The organism is Streptomyces sp. NBC_01013, from assembly GCF_045162765.1.
Taxonomy (GTDB): domain Bacteria; phylum Actinomycetota; class Actinomycetes; order Streptomycetales; family Streptomycetaceae; genus Streptomyces.
In genome coordinates this window covers 5,613,532-5,627,538 of the sequence record NZ_CP108687.1, presented here as the reverse complement: position 1 = coordinate 5,627,538, position 14,007 = coordinate 5,613,532, and the positions used below count along the sequence as shown (strand labels likewise).

Below are 14,007 nucleotides of genomic sequence, written 5' to 3'. Positions count from 1 at the left end.
TCCCTCCCGGTGCCCCACGCCCTCGGACCGTCCGTCAGGATGTTCGCAACGCATAAGTATGACGAACAGGGGACACCGCAGATGAGCTACAACCAGCCGGGCCCGTACGATGGCCAGCCGCCGCAGGGCCAGCCCGGACCGTACGGCCAGCAGCCGGGCCCCTACGGCGGTCAGCCGCCGCAGGGCCCGCCGCAGGGGCAGCCCGGTTATGGCTACCCGCAGCAGCAGGCCCCCCAGGGCGTCCCGCCCCAGCAGCAGCCCCCGCAGCCGGGTTACGGCTACCCCCAGGCCCAGCAGCCCGGCCCGTACGGCCAGCAGCCCCCCACTCCCCCGTACGGCGGCCAGCCGGTCTACGGCCAGCAGCCGGGCTTCCCGCCGGCCCAGCCGCCGAAGAAGAAGACCGGCCTGATCGTGGGCGGCGTCATCGTGGCGCTGGCGGTCATCGGCGGCGGCGTGTACTTCCTGACGTCGGGCGGGGCCAGCAACAGCGATGTCGCGGACTCCACGAAGGGGTACAAGCTGACGCCGGCGGCTTCGGTGGACGGGTACAAGAAGGGCAGCGGCGGCACCACCAACGGGCCACTGACCGGTTCTGAGAAGAGCGAGATCGAGGCCGCCGGAGTCAAGAACCCCAACGGAGCCGGTGCGAACTACCAGGGGGGTTCCGAGCAGGACATGAGCCTGAAGATGATCAACCTTCAGGGCTACTGGGGTGAGGTCAGCGACCCGGCCAACGTGATCAACAAGTCGTTCAACCAGGCCAAGCTGAACATGACCAAGGGCGAGGACGGAAACAAGGCCGAACTGGTCGGCTCCCCCAAGGACGTCACCCCGGCCGGTTTCAAGGGTGCGCTGATGAGGTGCCAGAACGTCAAGACCGACATCGAAGGCGGTGACGGCACTGTCGAGAAGGGGCCGAAGTCGATCGAGGCACCCATCTGCATCTGGGCCGACTACAGCACCGTCGGCATCGTCACCGGTGTCGACATGGGTCTCGCCATGAAGAACCAGGCCATGTCGCAGGACGATGTCGCCGCGGTCGCGGCGAAGCTGTACAACACCTCCCGCACCAAGATCTGACCCGCGCAACGCGAAGGGGCGCCCCGCCGGCTGAACCGGCGGGGCGCCCCTTCGCGTTGCGTACGAAACCGCGGCTACGCCGACTTCTCGTGCCGCCCCTCGTCGCCCTTGCCGATCGTCCGCGGCTCGCGCGGGACCAGGGTCGGGTTGACGTTGTTGCGGACCACGTCCGCGGTGATGACGACCCGGGCGACGTCCTTGCGGGACGGCACCTCGTACATCACCGACTGGAGGACCTCCTCCATGATGGCGCGCAGGCCTCGCGCGCCGGTCTGGCGCAGGATCGCCTGGTCGGCGATGGCCTCCAGCGCCTCGCGCTCGAACTCCAGCTCCACACCGTCGAGTTCGAACAGCCGCTGGTACTGCTTCACCAGGGCGTTGCGCGGCTCGATGAGGATCTGGAGCAGGGCTTCGCGGTCCAGGTTGTGGACCGAGGTCAGGACCGGGAGGCGGCCGATGAACTCGGGGATCATCCCGAACTTCACCAGGTCCTCCGGCATGACCTCCTGGAACTGGTCGCTCGCCTGGATCTCCAGCTTGGAGCGGATCGTGGCGCCGAAGCCGATGCCCTTGGCGCCGGCCCGGGACTCGATGATCTTCTCCAGCCCGGAGAAGGCGCCGCCCACGATGAACAGCACGTTCGTCGTGTCGATCTGGATGAACTCCTGGTGGGGGTGCTTCCGACCGCCCTGCGGCGGCACGGAGGCAGTGGTGCCCTCCAGGATCTTCAGCAGCGCCTGCTGCACGCCCTCGCCGGAGACATCGCGGGTGATCGACGGGTTCTCGCTCTTGCGGGCGACCTTGTCGATCTCGTCGATGTAGATGATCCCGGTCTCGGCCTTCTTGACGTCGTAGTCCGCGGCCTGGATCAGCTTCAGCAGGATGTTCTCGACGTCCTCGCCGACATAGCCGGCCTCCGTCAGCGCCGTCGCGTCGGCGATGGCGAACGGGACGTTGAGCATGCGGGCCAGTGTCTGCGCGAGCAGCGTCTTGCCCGAGCCCGTGGGGCCCAGCAGCAGGATGTTGGACTTGGCGAGTTCGATCGCGTCGTCGCGGCTCGAACCGCCGCCGTTCTCGCCGGCCTGGACCCGCTTGTAGTGGTTGTACACAGCGACCGAGAGGGCCTTCTTCGCGGGCTCCTGCCCGACGACGTAACCCTCGAGGAACTCGTAGATCTCGCGCGGTTTGGGGAGTTCCTCCCACCGGACCTCGGAGGTCTCCGCGAGCTCCTCCTCGATGATCTCGTTGCAGAGATCGATGCACTCGTCGCAGATGTACACACCGGGTCCCGCGATGAGCTTCTTCACCTGCTTCTGGCTCTTTCCGCAGAACGAGCACTTGAGCAGGTCGCCGCCATCACCGATGCGTGCCACGAGGTGCTTCCCCTTCGCCTGGGATCCGCCTGGTTCAGCGGCTCCTGGTGCCTCTATCCGACGGTACCTTGCCTGGCCCCCCGTTCGGGCCCCCCTTGGCACGGTTCACACGGCCGAGACCGGGTGACCCTGCCGTACCAAGGGGTAAAGGCCGACGTCAGGCGGCCGCTGCGGCCGCGCTCTTACGGGTGGCAACGATCTGGTCGACCAGACCGTAGGCCAGGGCGTCATCGGCGGTCAGGATCTTGTCGCGCTCGATGTCGTCACGGATCTTCTCGATCGGCGTGGTGGAGTGCTTGGCCAGCAGCTCCTCCAGCTGAGCACGCATCCGCAGGATCTCGTTGGCCGCGATCTCCAGGTCGGAGAGCTGCTCACGGCCGGTCTGCGAGGACGGCTGGTGGATCAGGACGCGCGCGTTAGGCAGTGCCAGGCGCTTGCCCGGCGTGCCCGCGGCGAGCAGCACGGCCGCGGCGGAGGCCGCCTGGCCCATGCAGACCGTCTGGATGTCCGGCTTCACGAACTGCATCGTGTCGTAGATCGCGGTGAGCGCGGTGAACGAGCCGCCGGGGCTGTTGATGTAGATCGAGATGTCCCGGTCCGGGTCCATCGACTCCAGGCACAGCAGCTGCGCCATGACGTCGTTGGCGGACGCGTCGTCGATCTGCACACCGAGGAAGATCACGCGCTCCTCGAAGAGCTTCGCGTACGGGTCGTACTCGCGCACGCCCTGCGAGGTGCGCTCCACGAAGCGCGGGACGATGTAGCGGTTGTCCACCTGCGGGCCGGTGTAGAGGCCGCTCGCGGACGCGCCGGGGAAGTTGTTCATGTGGGTGTTCACCATCCTGGTGGCGTTCTGTGGCTGGGTGTCTCGGCGTACGAGAGAAAAGCGGGGCGGTGCGACGTGATCCGGTACTGACCGGGTCAGGCGCCGGTGCCGCCGCCGCCCGGAACGCCAGATGCGACCGTGATGATCTCGTCGATGAGGCCGTAGTCCTTGGCCTCCTCCGCGGTGTACCAGCGGTCACGGTCGCCGTCGCGGATGATCGTCTCCACGGTCTGGCCGGAGTGGCGGGCGGTGATCTCCGCCATCCGCTGCTTGGTGCGCAGCAGGTACTGGGCCTGGATCTTGATGTCCGAGGCCGTACCGCCGATACCGGCCGAACCCTGGTGCATGAGGATGTCGGTGTTCGGGAGCGCGAAGCGCTTGCCGGCGGCGCCACCGGTGAGCAGGAACTGGCCCATCGAGGCCGCCATGCCCATACCGATGGTGACGACGTCGTTCGGGATGTACTGCATGGTGTCGTAGACCGCCATGCCGGCCGTCACCGAGCCGCCGGGGCTGTTGATGTACAGGTAGATGTCCTTGTCCGGCTCGGCGGCAAGGAGAAGCAGCTGTGCGGTGATCTTGTTGGCGATGTCATCGTCGACCTGCTGACCGAGGAAGATGATGCGTTCGCCGAGCAGTCGGCTGTAGACCTGGTCACCGAGGCCTCCACCGAGGGACGGCTCTCCGGCGGCGTAGGGCATCAGATTCGTCACGTATCCACCTGCTCGTCTCTGACGGCTCCGGCCGTCTCAGCGTCTTCGTACCGGGTGGGCCGGGACTCCCCGACCCTTCCTCTTCATGGACCCTAACGCGCAGGTGGGACAACGCCATCCCGCTTCCGCAACTGTTCGCTGGGAGCGCAAGCTCCGCAGTCCGCACAAGGGTTGTGGGGGGCGTGCGCCGATACGACGACGGGCTCCGGACGCGGTGGCGTCCGGAGCCCGTCGTACGGGGTTCAACGCGAGGCTCAGGCCTCGGTCTTCTCCTCGGCGGCGGCGTCGGAGGTGCCCTCGGCGGCCTCGACCGTCTCGGTGGCCTCCTCGTCGTCCTCCAGCTCGACGACCTCACCGTTGGTGTCGACGACCTTGGCGGCCTCGACCACCACGGCCAGCGCCTTGCCGCGGGCGACCTCGCCGACGAGCATCGGCACCTGGCCGCCCTCGACGACGGCCTGGGCGAACTGGTCCGGGCTCATGCCGGAGGAAGCGGCACGCCGCATGAGGTGCTCGGTGAGCTCCTCCTGGTTGACGTTCAGCTTCTCCTTGTTGACGAGCTCGTCAAGGATGAACTGGGTCTTGATGCCCTTGATGGCCTGCTCGGACGTCTCCGCCTCGAACTCCTCGAGGGTCTTGCCCTGGATCTCCAGGTACTTCTCGAGGTCGAGACCCATCTGGCCGAGCTGGTGGTGCTCCAGGTTGTGCTTGCGGGTCTGGACCTCGTCCGCGAGCAGCTTCTCCGGGATCGGGACCTCGGCGAGCTTCAGCAGCTCCTCGAGGACGCGCTCCTGGGCCTGGGTGGCCTGCTCGTACTGCTTGGTGTCCTCCAGGCGCTTGCGGCTGTCCGCCTTCAGCTCCTCCAGCGTGTCGAACTCGCTGGCCATCTGGGCGAACTCGTCGTCCAGCTCGGGGAGCTCACGGGCGGCGACCGCGGTGACCTTGACGGTGACCTCGGCCTCCTTGCCCTCGGCGGAGCCGCCCTTCAGCTCGGACGCGAAGGTGGCCTCGCCACCCGCCTCCAGGCCGGTGACTGCGGCGTCGATGCCGTCGAGGAGCTCGCCGGAACCGATGGTGTACGAGACACCCTCGGCCACGCCGTCCTCGAGGACCTCGCCCTCGACCTTGGCCTGCAGGTCGATCGTCACGACATCGCCTTCGGCTGCGGCGCGCTCGACCGGGTTGGTCGAGGCGAAGCGCTCGCGCAGCTGCTCCACGGCCTTCTCGACGTCCTCGTCGCTGACCTCGAGGGCGTCGACGGTGACCTCGATGCCGGAGTAGTCCGGGATCTCGATCTCGGGGCGTACGTCAACCTCGGCGGTGAAGGACAGCAGCTCGCCGTCCTTCAGCTCCGTGATGTCGACCTCCGGCTGGCCGAGGACATTGAGCTCACCCTCGTTGACGGCCTCGGTGTAGAACTTCGGGAGCGCGTCGTTGACGGCCTCCTCCAGCACTGCGCCACGGCCGAACCGCTGGTCGATGACCCGGTTGGGGATCTTGCCCTTGCGGAACCCCTTCACCGTGACCTGCTGGTTGATCTTCTTGTACGCCGCGTCGAGGCTGTCCTTGAGCTCCTCGAAGGGCACCTCAATGCTGAGCCGAACCCGGGTCGGGTTCAGGGTCTCCACGGCGCTCTTCACGGTTCGGTCTCCTTGGTGGCTGACTTCTTGGGGTTCTGCTCCACCGCACAGGAGGCGGCTTCGCGGACCGAGCCCGGTACATCAGACACACGGGCACGCATTTTGCATAGTAACGGCAAGGGGGAGAACTCCCACAATGCGATCTTGCCGGTGGTCGGGGTGGCCGGATTCGAACCGACGACCTTCCGCTCCCAAAGCGGACGCGCTACCAAGCTGCGCCACACCCCGTCGGTGCGACACGTAGGGTACATGCAGAAGGGCCGCGCATCGGACGCTTTACGCAGGCGTCGCCCGACTCGGAGCCGCTCGTCGCAATCAGGTGTGCGGACATCCCCCGCGACCCGCTACGATGCTTCTCGTGCCGCGGTCCCCGTGACCTGCGGTGCACTGCATGCGGGCGTAGCTCAATGGTAGAGCCCTAGTCTTCCAAACTAGCTACGCGGGTTCGATTCCCGTCGCCCGCTCCATGCTTCGGGCCCGGCCCGGCGGTACCCCCTGGGGGGTGTTCGCCGGACCGGGCCTCTTGCGTTTCCGGCCGCTCCCCGCGGGGAGCGGCCCGCGGTCAGAAGCTGATCTGGTTGATGCTCTGCGCTATCGAGTCCATGAACTTCTGGATCGACGGCGCCATGCCGGTCGATGCCAGGAAGAAGCCGAAGAGCACCGCGACGATCGCGGGTCCGGCCTTGATGGAGCCACCTCGGATCAGGACCACCAGGATGATCGCCAAAAGAAGCACCACAGACAGCGAAATGGCCACGACTGCTCACACCCTCGGTCGGTCCGCCTTGCCGGCCCGGAGGCGTGCGGCTGCGCACTCCTCCGTCGGCGTCCATCGTGCCACCAACTCCCCTGTGGTCGCTGCCAGGTGACGAATCGACCTGTCGATATCGCGCCATCTTGCGCCCCCTGCGCCCCCTGCGCGCCGGTCACTTGACGGAGGCGGGGGCGGGCGCCGGCCGTGCGGCAGCAGGACAGCCGCCAGGGCCCCCAGCAGCGGAAACCCTGCCGGTCCGGGCAATATGCAACGGTGACCGTTTCTGTATCCACACAGTTTATTCACAGGCTATTTCGGCGCCCGAGCGAGACGTAATTCACTGCCTCCAACTCCTCCACGATATGCACCATTTAAGGAGGATTAACACGGCCATAGCGGACAGTTTTCGATGGTTTGATATTTATTCGAACGGGAACACGCAATAACCGAAGGTGGTTTTACGAATTGCAATCGAGGCGTCTAGGGTGCCTGAGATGTTCCCCGCTCCGAACGTATTTCAGAGGGCCACGCTCCCACCGGCGACCCGGGAGTCGGAGCCCAGACGCCAAGCACCGGTGACGACGGACGACGGCCCCGTACCGGCCGCGGGCCGGCCTGCGCCGACGGTCGCCGCGAAGAGGCGTGACGCCTACTTCGACAACGCCAAGTACCTGGCCATCGTGCTGGTCGCGGTGGCGCACTCCTGGGTGCCGGTCATGGACGGGAGCAGGGCCGCCCGCGCGCTGTACATGATGACGTACACCTTCCACATGCCGGCCTTCATCATCATCTCCGGCTATTTCTCACGCTCGTTCGACATGAGCCCGGCCAAGGCGAAGCGCCTGATCACCGGCGTCGCCGTGCCCTACGTGGTTTTCGAGACGGCCTACACACTGTTCCGGCGGTACGCGGGTGACGCACCCGACTCCCCGATCAGTCTGACCGACCCGTGGTACCTCGCCTGGTTCCTGATCGCACTGTTCATCTGGCGGCTCACCACCCCGCTGTGGCGCAGCATGCGCTACCCGCTGACGGTCTCCCTCGTCATCGCCGTCCTCGCCTCGGCCACCCCCGGCATCACCGAGCACCTCGACCTGCCGCGCGTCCTGCAATTCCTGCCGTTCTTCGTACTCGGCCTCCAACTCAAGCCCGAGCACTTCCAGTTGGTCCGACGCCGCGAGGTGCGGCTGCTGGCCCTGCCACTGTTCGCCGGGGCGCTGGCCGTCGCCTACTGGGTGGCGCCGCGGATGACCACGGACTGGTTCCTGCGTGACTACGCCGCCCAGGACCTGGGCGCACCCTGGTGGTCGGGCGTGGTCATGACGCTCGTGCTGTTCGGCTGCGCGACGCTCCTCACCGCCGGGTTCCTGTCATGGGTCCCGCGGCGCCACACATGGTTCACGGTGCTCGGCGCCGGCACGATCTGCGGCTACCTGCTGCACGGCTTCATGGTGAAGGGTGCCGAATACACCGGGGTCTTCGACCGGAACGACTGGCTGATCTCACCGGTCGGCCTGGTGCTGGTCACGGTCGTGGCGTCGGCCGGGGTGACCCTGATGTGCACGCCGCCGGTACGGCGCGCCCTGCGCTGTGTGACCGAGCCGGAGATGAACTGGGCGTTCCGGCGGGACACCGCAAAGCCCTGAGAGCCCAGGGAGAAGACGTGCACCGGCGCCCCGGGGCCCGGCCCGTTCGAGGGCCGGGCCCCGGCGTGTTGGCTCAATCGCGTTGCTCGGCGGGCGGTTGCGGGTCGGTGAGCCCGAGCAGCCCCCGTACCAGCGCATACTTCTCGGTCAGCCGGGTACGGGTCGCCGGGTCCAGGACCGCGAGGCGGGCCGGGTCGGCGTTGTGGGCGAGGTCGGCCTCCTTGATCAGCAGGGCGCCCGGCGTGGCCAGGATGCGCCGGGTGTAGGCCGGCAGGTCCTCGCCGTCCCGCTTGGTGACGGCGAGCACCATGTCCTTGACCTGCTGCGGCAGTGCGGCCCCGGCCAGCCACCGCTCCGACAGCGCGTCGTCCTCGACCGCGTCGTGCAGCCACGCGGCGGCGATCTGCCCGTCGCTGCCGCCCCTCGCCCGCACCCCCTCGGCAACCGCCGCCAGGTGCTCGGCGTACGGCCGTCCGGCCTTGTCCCGCTGCCCCGCATGGGCCCCGCGGGCGATGGCCTCGACTTCGGTCAGGGTCAACTGTGCGTGTGATGCCGTCATGGCCCGACTCTACGAGGGCCGCTCCCCGGCCGGCCGCCCCGCCGGCGGGGGGATCCAGCCGGGGAAGAGTTGCAGCGTCAATCGTTCGGTAAACTAATTACTGACGATTTCTTGACGCTCTCTTGACCCGACGAAGGATCAAGCTCATCGGACACGCAGACACGCTCATCGCCATGGGCGGCGCCTTCCTCGCCGCCGCCGTACTCGCCCGCGTCGGCAGCCGTATCGGCCTGCCGACCATCCCGCTGTTCATCCTGGCCGGGATACTGCTCGGCCCGCACACCCCCGGCATCGTTCTCGTCGCCGATCCGCACGACCTGGAGATGCTCTCCGCACTCGGTCTGGTGCTGCTGCTCTTCTACCTCGGCCTGGAGTTCCACCTGGACGACCTCAAGGCCGGGGGCCGCAAGATGGCGGTCGCGGGCGGCACCTATCTCGCCCTGAACGTGGGTGCCGGGCTCGGTTTCGGCTTCGTGCTCGGCTGGGGCACATCGGAGGCACTGGTCCTCGCCGGGGTGCTCGGCATCTCGTCGTCGGCCATCGTCACCAAGGTCCTGGTCGACCTGGGCCGCATCGGCAATCCGGAGACCAAGCCGATCCTCGGCATCATCGTCGTCGAGGACGTGTTCCTCGCCCTGTACCTGGCGGCCCTCCAGCCCATCCTCTCCGGCGCCGACAGCCTCGCGTCGGCAGCGGTCGACGGCGGCAAGGCCTTCGGATTCCTGCTGCTCCTCGCGCTGGCCGCCCGGTTCGGCACCAAGGTCATCGGCAAGCTCATCAACACCCGGGACGACGAACTCCTCGTCATCTCCTTCCTCGGCGCCGCCGTCCTCGTCGCCGGGATCTCCGAGTGGTTCGGGGTCGCGGACGCCATCGGCGCCTTCATGGTGGGCCTGATGCTCGGCAGCACCACCTCGGGGGAACGCATCCTCAAGCTGGTCCACCCGCTGCGCGACGCCTTCGGAGCGATCTTCTTCTTCGCGTTCGGCCTCTCCATCAACCCGGGCGATCTGCCGACCGTGCTGTGGCCGGTCCTGGCCGCCGTGGCGGTGACCCTCGCGATGAACGTCGTGGCCGGGATCGCCGCCGCCAAGGTCTACGGCTTCGGCCCGCAGGCCACGGCGAACATCTCCACGACCCTGGTGGCGCGCGGTGAGTTCGCCCTGATCCTGGCCACGATGGCGGCGGGCGCGGGGCTGGACGAACGGCTCTCCCCGTTCATCGCGGGCTATGTGCTCGTCCTCGCGGTCCTGGCCCCCCTGGCGGCCGGGCGCTCGCACTGGCTGGCCCGCTTCCTGCCCCGTGGGCGCGAGACGATTCCGCTCCCGAACCGGTGATGGGTTCGCCCACATTGACGTACGCCCGGTTCGAACCGATTGCGTACGGTTCAGGATTCAGGCGCGGCGTGACAGCAGCAGCAGAGCGCGGTCGTCGTTGACGTCCTTGGCGCATGCCTCGATGAGGTGCCAGGCGGCACCCTCGAAACCCGTGGTGACATAACGGTCGGCCTCGCCCGTCAGCCGGTCGATGCCCTCCGCGATGTCCCGGTCCGATGCCTCGACCAGTCCGTCGGTGAACAGCATCAGGACGTCGCCGGGGGCCAGGTGGCCCTTCACCGCGTCGAACTCCGCCCCGTCGTACACCCCGAGCAGCGGGCCCTCCGCCGCCATCTCCTCCCACTGGCCGCTGCCGGCGTGGAGCTGGAGGGCGGGCGGATGGCCTGCCGAGAGGAGTTCGTAGTCACCCGACTCCAGGTCCAGGACCAGGTGGATGGAGGTGGCGAAGCCCTCGTCCCAGTCCTGGCGCAGCAGATAGCCGTTGGCCGCCGGCAGGAAGCCGTGCGGCGGCAGCGATCCGAGGAGTCCGCCGAAGGCGCCGGAGAGCAGCAGCGCCCGTGAGCCCGCGTCCATGCCCTTGCCGGAGACATCGGTGAGCACGGCCTCCAGCGTGCGGCCGCCGTTGGTGCGGGCCGCGACGACGAAGTCCCCGGAGAAGGACTGGCCCCCCGCCGGGCGTAGCGACATCTCGCGGTGCCAGCCCTGCGGGAGGCGGGGCAGCGCGCTCTGGACCCGGATGCGTTCGCGCAGGTCGAAGAGCATGGTGCCGCCGCGTCGCCATGGCACGCCGACCCTGGCGCGGAACTGGGCGAGGATCAGCCCGAGGAACCCGCAGGCTGCGACCGTCAGCACGGTGCCGGGGGTGACCCTGGCCGGACCGTCCGCGTACGGGCCGAGCCAGAGGGCTTCCACGATCAGGGCCGCGGCAGCGGTCGCGTACAGACCCAGCAGGCTGGCGGGCCGCAGCAGCAGGCCACCGGCGACGATCGGCAGGACGAGTACGGTCGGCGAGCACCACACCGGATTGAGCAGGGTTCCGCAGGTGATCGCCGGAATGGTCAGCAGCAGCGCGGCCAGGGCGATCCAGTCCGAGCCGTCCCCGCGGAAGTAGTCGACCCCGGACCTGCGCAGCGCGGTGCGTACCCGGTGCGCCGATTTCCGCAATCGGGCCGGATATGTCTCTGCTCCTGCGCGTCGTGCCATTGCGGGGACCCTATCCACCCGGCGGGCTCCGGTGCAGGGGGACCCCTGTGACAATGCGTTCGAAAACGGCTCGCCCGGCTGCGGAAGCCCTGGTAGGCATGCCGTATGACTACAGAGCTCCGCGTATTGCAGCCGTCCGAGTGGGACAAGTGGTTCTCGTCCCTGGAACTCGCGTTCGGAGGGGTCCAGGAGTCCGCGGAGCAGCGGGAGCTGGAACAGTCGCTGACCGAGTGCGAGCGGTCGATCGGCATCTGGGACGGCGACGACGTGGTCGCGACGGCGGGGGCGTTCAGCTTCCGGGTGGCCGTGCCCGGCGGGGCGCTGGTGCCGGCGGCCGGGGTCACGATGGTGAGCGTCGCCTCCACGCACCGCAGGCGCGGTCTGCTGACCGCGATGATGCGCCGCCAGCTCGACGACGTGAGGGCGCTGGGTGAGCCGATCGCGGTGCTGACGGCCTCGGAGCCGGCGATCTACGGCCGGTTCGGTTACGGGGCGGCGACCCGGCAGATGTCCCTGACGATCGACACAGACCGGGTACGGCTGAGCGTGCCGGAGGGCACGGACGCGGTCCGGCTGCGGCACGCGAGGAAGGACGAGGCGGTCGCCGCGTGCGAGAGCGTGTACGCACGGCTGGTGCCCGGCCGGCCCGGCACCCCGGCCCACGGCCCCGGCTGGGAGCGCAAGCCGCTGACGGACCCGGCGAGTTCACGCGGCGGCGGTTCGGTGCTGCAGTGCGTGCTGGCGGAGCGGGACGGCGAAGTCGTCGGCTACACGAACTACCACATCAAGCCGGAATGGGAGATGTCGGGCCCCAAGGGCCGCATCGTGGTGAGCGATCTGGCGGCGCTGGACCCGATGGCGTACGCGGCGCTGTGGCAGTTCCTGTTCGGGATCGACCTGACGTCGACGGTCGAGGCGCGGAACCGGCCGGCGGACGACGCGGTGCTGCACCTGGTCTCGGACGTACGGCGGTGCGACATCCGGCTGCGGGACTCGCTCCATGTGCGCCTGGTGGACGTGGGCGCCGCGCTGGAGGCGCGGACCTACCGGGGGCCGCTGGACGTGGTGTTCGAGGTCGAGGACACCTTCTGCCCCTGGAACACCGGGCGTTGGCGGCTGATCGTGGACGCCAAGGGCGGCGCGTCGTGCGGGCGCACCGAGGACGCGGCGGACCTGGCTTTGTCCGTGCGGGAGTTGGGCTCCGCGTACCTGGGCGGCGAGGCCCTGGGATCGCTGGCCCTGGCCGGGCGGGTGAGGGAGCTGCGGGCCGGGGCGGTGGCGGAGGTGTCCTCGGCGTTCCTGTCCGACGTGGCGCCGTGGTTGCCGCGGGGGTTCTGAGGAGCCGAGTGCGTCCGCGACCGGGCTGACCCCGGTCGCCGGACGGGCTCGACGGTGGTCAGCGGCTCTGGCAGCCCGGGCACCAGAACAGGTTCCGGGCCGCCAGGTCCGCCGTGCGGATCTCCGTACCGCAGATGTGACAGGCCTGGCGGGCGCGGCGGTAGACGTACACCTCGCCGCCGTGGTCGTCCACGCGCGGCGGGCGGCCCATCGCCTCGGGCAGGTGCGCGGGGCGCACGGTGTCGATGCGGTTGTTCCGTACGCCCTCGCGCATCAGCGCGCCCAGGTCCGCCCAGATCGCGTCCCACTCGCGGCGGGTGAGGTCCTTGCCGGCCCGGTACGGGTCGATGCCGTGCCGGAACAGCACCTCGGCGCGGTACACGTTGCCCACGCCCGCGACGACCTTCTGGTCCATGAGGAGGGCGGCCACGGTGATCCGGCTGCGGGAGATCCGCTGCCAGGCCCGCTCGCCGTCGTCGCCGGGGCGCAGCGGGTCGGGGCCGAGGCGGTCGTGTATCGCGTGCTTCTCGGCGTCGGTGATCAGGGCGCAGGTGGTGGGGCCGCGCAGGTCCGCGTGGTGCTCGTCGTTCAGGAGGCGGAGGCGGACCGTGTCGGTGGGCGGCGGGGCCGGGACCGTGCCGAATCCGAGCTTGCCGAACAGGCCGAGGTGGATGTGGACCCAGCCGGTCTCCTCGAAGCCGAGGAAGAGGTGCTTGCCGTGCGCGTCCGCCCCCTCCAGTACCCGGCCGTCGAGCAGGGCGGCGCTGTCGGAGAACTTCCCCTGCGGGCTGCTGACCCGCGCGGGCCGTCCGGCGAACCGGTCCCGGTGGTCGCCCGCGAGGCGGTGGATGGTGTGTCCCTCGGGCACGGCTGCGGTTCTCCTCGGTGACATGGCTGTGCCGCCGGGGGTACCGGCGGCACAGTTCAGGATATGACCCGGTCAGCCCTGCTGCGGGTGGTGGGCCGGGATCAGGGGGAGCTCGCCGGTGTTCTCGTACGCCGTGAGCATCTCGATGCGGCGGGTGTGCCGCTCCTCGCCCGAGTACGGGGTCGAGAGGAAGATCTCGACGAACTTGGTGGACTCCTCGGCCGTGTGCATCCGGCCGCCGATGGAGATCACGTTGGCGTTGTTGTGCTCGCGGCCCAGCGCGGCGGTCTGCTCGCTCCAGGCGAGTGCGGCGCGGACGCCCTTGACCTTGTTCGCGGCCATCTGCTCGCCGTTGCCGGAGCCGCCGATCACGATGCCGAGGCTGTCCGGGTCCGCGGCCGTCTTCTCGGCGGCACGCAGGCAGAACGGCGGGTAGTCGTCCTGGGCGTCGTAGATGTGGGGACCGCAGTCGACGACTTCGTGGCCCTGTGCATTGAGCCACTCGACGAGGTGGTTCTTGAGTTCGTAACCGGCATGGTCGGATCCGAGGTACACGCGCATGGGAGGAGTGTGGCACGAGCGACGCCGGGTAACCGACGACGGGGTGCGGTGTGGCCGCGATGTGCGGGCCCTGTGTGTGCGATGCCACAGAGGCAACGATCCGGTCAAA

13 protein-coding genes and 2 tRNA genes are annotated in these 14,007 nt (G+C 68.8%); 5 read left to right on the top strand and 10 right to left on the bottom strand.

The window, feature by feature from the left end; genetic code table 11:
- Positions 1-81 precede the first annotated feature (81 nt).
- Positions 82-1,080: a hypothetical protein gene (locus OG538_RS24450; protein WP_406100283.1), complete on the top strand. Its 999-nt coding sequence runs from the start codon at positions 82-84 to the stop codon at positions 1,078-1,080.
- 74 nt (positions 1,081-1,154) lie between these two features.
- Here the strand turns inward: OG538_RS24450 and clpX are convergent, their stop codons facing one another.
- From clpX to OG538_RS24425, 5 genes are all read right to left on the bottom strand, one after another.
- The gene (gene clpX, locus OG538_RS24445; RefSeq protein ID WP_406096964.1) at positions 1,155-2,453 is read right to left on the bottom strand and encodes an ATP-dependent Clp protease ATP-binding subunit ClpX; all 1,299 of its coding nucleotides are present in this window, start codon (positions 2,451-2,453) and stop codon (positions 1,155-1,157) included.
- 157 nt (positions 2,454-2,610) lie between these two features.
- On the bottom strand, positions 2,611-3,294 hold the full coding sequence (locus OG538_RS24440) for an ATP-dependent Clp protease proteolytic subunit (protein WP_406096962.1): 684 nt from the start codon (positions 3,292-3,294) through the stop codon (positions 2,611-2,613).
- Positions 3,295-3,374: 80 nt separating this feature from the next.
- Positions 3,375-3,980, bottom strand: coding sequence for an ATP-dependent Clp protease proteolytic subunit (locus OG538_RS24435; RefSeq protein WP_352121848.1), 606 nt, complete (start codon positions 3,978-3,980; stop codon positions 3,375-3,377).
- Between the two features lie 266 nt (positions 3,981-4,246).
- Entirely contained in the window at positions 4,247-5,632 is a 1,386-nt protein-coding gene (tig, locus tag OG538_RS24430) for a trigger factor (RefSeq protein WP_406096960.1), read from the bottom strand.
- 151 nt (positions 5,633-5,783) lie between these two features.
- Positions 5,784-5,860 (bottom strand) — tRNA-Pro (locus tag OG538_RS24425).
- Between the two features lie 165 nt (positions 5,861-6,025).
- Between OG538_RS24425 and OG538_RS24420 the strand changes: the two genes are divergently transcribed.
- Positions 6,026-6,099 (top strand) — tRNA-Gly (locus OG538_RS24420).
- A gap of 95 nt (positions 6,100-6,194) precedes the next feature.
- On the opposite strand, the gene OG538_RS24415 is transcribed toward OG538_RS24420, so the two are convergent.
- Positions 6,195-6,389: a hypothetical protein gene (locus tag OG538_RS24415; RefSeq protein ID WP_123471025.1), complete on the bottom strand. Its 195-nt coding sequence runs from the start codon at positions 6,387-6,389 to the stop codon at positions 6,195-6,197.
- A gap of 491 nt (positions 6,390-6,880) precedes the next feature.
- On the opposite strand from OG538_RS24415, the gene OG538_RS24410 reads away from it, so the two are divergent.
- A complete protein-coding gene (locus OG538_RS24410) occupies positions 6,881-8,032 on the top strand; it encodes an acyltransferase family protein (protein WP_406096958.1) in 1,152 nt (383 codons plus the stop codon).
- Positions 8,033-8,105: 73 nt separating this feature from the next.
- Here OG538_RS24410 and OG538_RS24405 read toward each other — a convergent pair whose 3' ends face one another.
- On the bottom strand, positions 8,106-8,591 hold the full coding sequence (locus tag OG538_RS24405; RefSeq protein ID WP_406096956.1) for an HD domain-containing protein: 486 nt from the start codon (positions 8,589-8,591) through the stop codon (positions 8,106-8,108).
- A 173-nt stretch (positions 8,592-8,764) separates the two neighbouring features.
- On the opposite strand from OG538_RS24405, the gene OG538_RS24400 reads away from it, so the two are divergent.
- Positions 8,765-9,928: a cation:proton antiporter gene (locus OG538_RS24400; protein WP_406100281.1), complete on the top strand. Its 1,164-nt coding sequence runs from the start codon at positions 8,765-8,767 to the stop codon at positions 9,926-9,928.
- Between the two features lie 57 nt (positions 9,929-9,985).
- On the opposite strand, the gene OG538_RS24395 is transcribed toward OG538_RS24400, so the two are convergent.
- Positions 9,986-11,131 carry a PP2C family protein-serine/threonine phosphatase gene (locus OG538_RS24395; protein WP_406096954.1) on the bottom strand — a complete coding sequence of 382 codons (1,146 nt, stop codon included), beginning with the start codon at positions 11,129-11,131 and terminating at the stop codon, positions 9,986-9,988.
- A gap of 105 nt (positions 11,132-11,236) precedes the next feature.
- Between OG538_RS24395 and OG538_RS24390 the strand changes: the two genes are divergently transcribed.
- A complete protein-coding gene (locus OG538_RS24390) occupies positions 11,237-12,469 on the top strand; it encodes a GNAT family N-acetyltransferase (protein ID WP_406096952.1) in 1,233 nt (410 codons plus the stop codon).
- A 58-nt stretch (positions 12,470-12,527) separates the two neighbouring features.
- Here OG538_RS24390 and OG538_RS24385 read toward each other — a convergent pair whose 3' ends face one another.
- A complete protein-coding gene (locus OG538_RS24385) occupies positions 12,528-13,337 on the bottom strand; it encodes an Fpg/Nei family DNA glycosylase (RefSeq protein WP_406096950.1) in 810 nt (269 codons plus the stop codon).
- Between the two features lie 72 nt (positions 13,338-13,409).
- Positions 13,410-13,898, bottom strand: coding sequence for a ribose-5-phosphate isomerase (locus OG538_RS24380; protein WP_406096948.1), 489 nt, complete (start codon positions 13,896-13,898; stop codon positions 13,410-13,412).
- Positions 13,899-14,007 lie beyond the last annotated feature (109 nt).

Bases quoted from the DNA above. Each gene is read 5' to 3' on its own strand.
- OG538_RS24450 (WP_406100283.1), top strand. From the start codon at position 82: ATGAGCTACAACCAGCCGGGCCCGTACGATGGCCAGCCGCCGCAGGGC.
- OG538_RS24440 (WP_406096962.1), bottom strand. From the start codon at position 3,294: ATGGTGAACACCCACATGAACAACTTCCCCGGCGCGTCCGCGAGCGGC.
- OG538_RS24435 (WP_352121848.1), bottom strand. From the start codon at position 3,980: ATGCCCTACGCCGCCGGAGAGCCGTCCCTCGGTGGAGGCCTCGGTGAC.
- OG538_RS24410 (WP_406096958.1), top strand. From the start codon at position 6,881: ATGTTCCCCGCTCCGAACGTATTTCAGAGGGCCACGCTCCCACCGGCG.
- OG538_RS24405 (WP_406096956.1), bottom strand. From the start codon at position 8,591: ATGACGGCATCACACGCACAGTTGACCCTGACCGAAGTCGAGGCCATC.
- OG538_RS24400 (WP_406100281.1), top strand. From the start codon at position 8,765: ATGGGCGGCGCCTTCCTCGCCGCCGCCGTACTCGCCCGCGTCGGCAGC.
- OG538_RS24395 (WP_406096954.1), bottom strand. From the start codon at position 11,131: ATGGCACGACGCGCAGGAGCAGAGACATATCCGGCCCGATTGCGGAAA.
- OG538_RS24390 (WP_406096952.1), top strand. From the start codon at position 11,237: ATGACTACAGAGCTCCGCGTATTGCAGCCGTCCGAGTGGGACAAGTGG.
- OG538_RS24380 (WP_406096948.1), bottom strand. From the start codon at position 13,898: ATGCGCGTGTACCTCGGATCCGACCATGCCGGTTACGAACTCAAGAAC.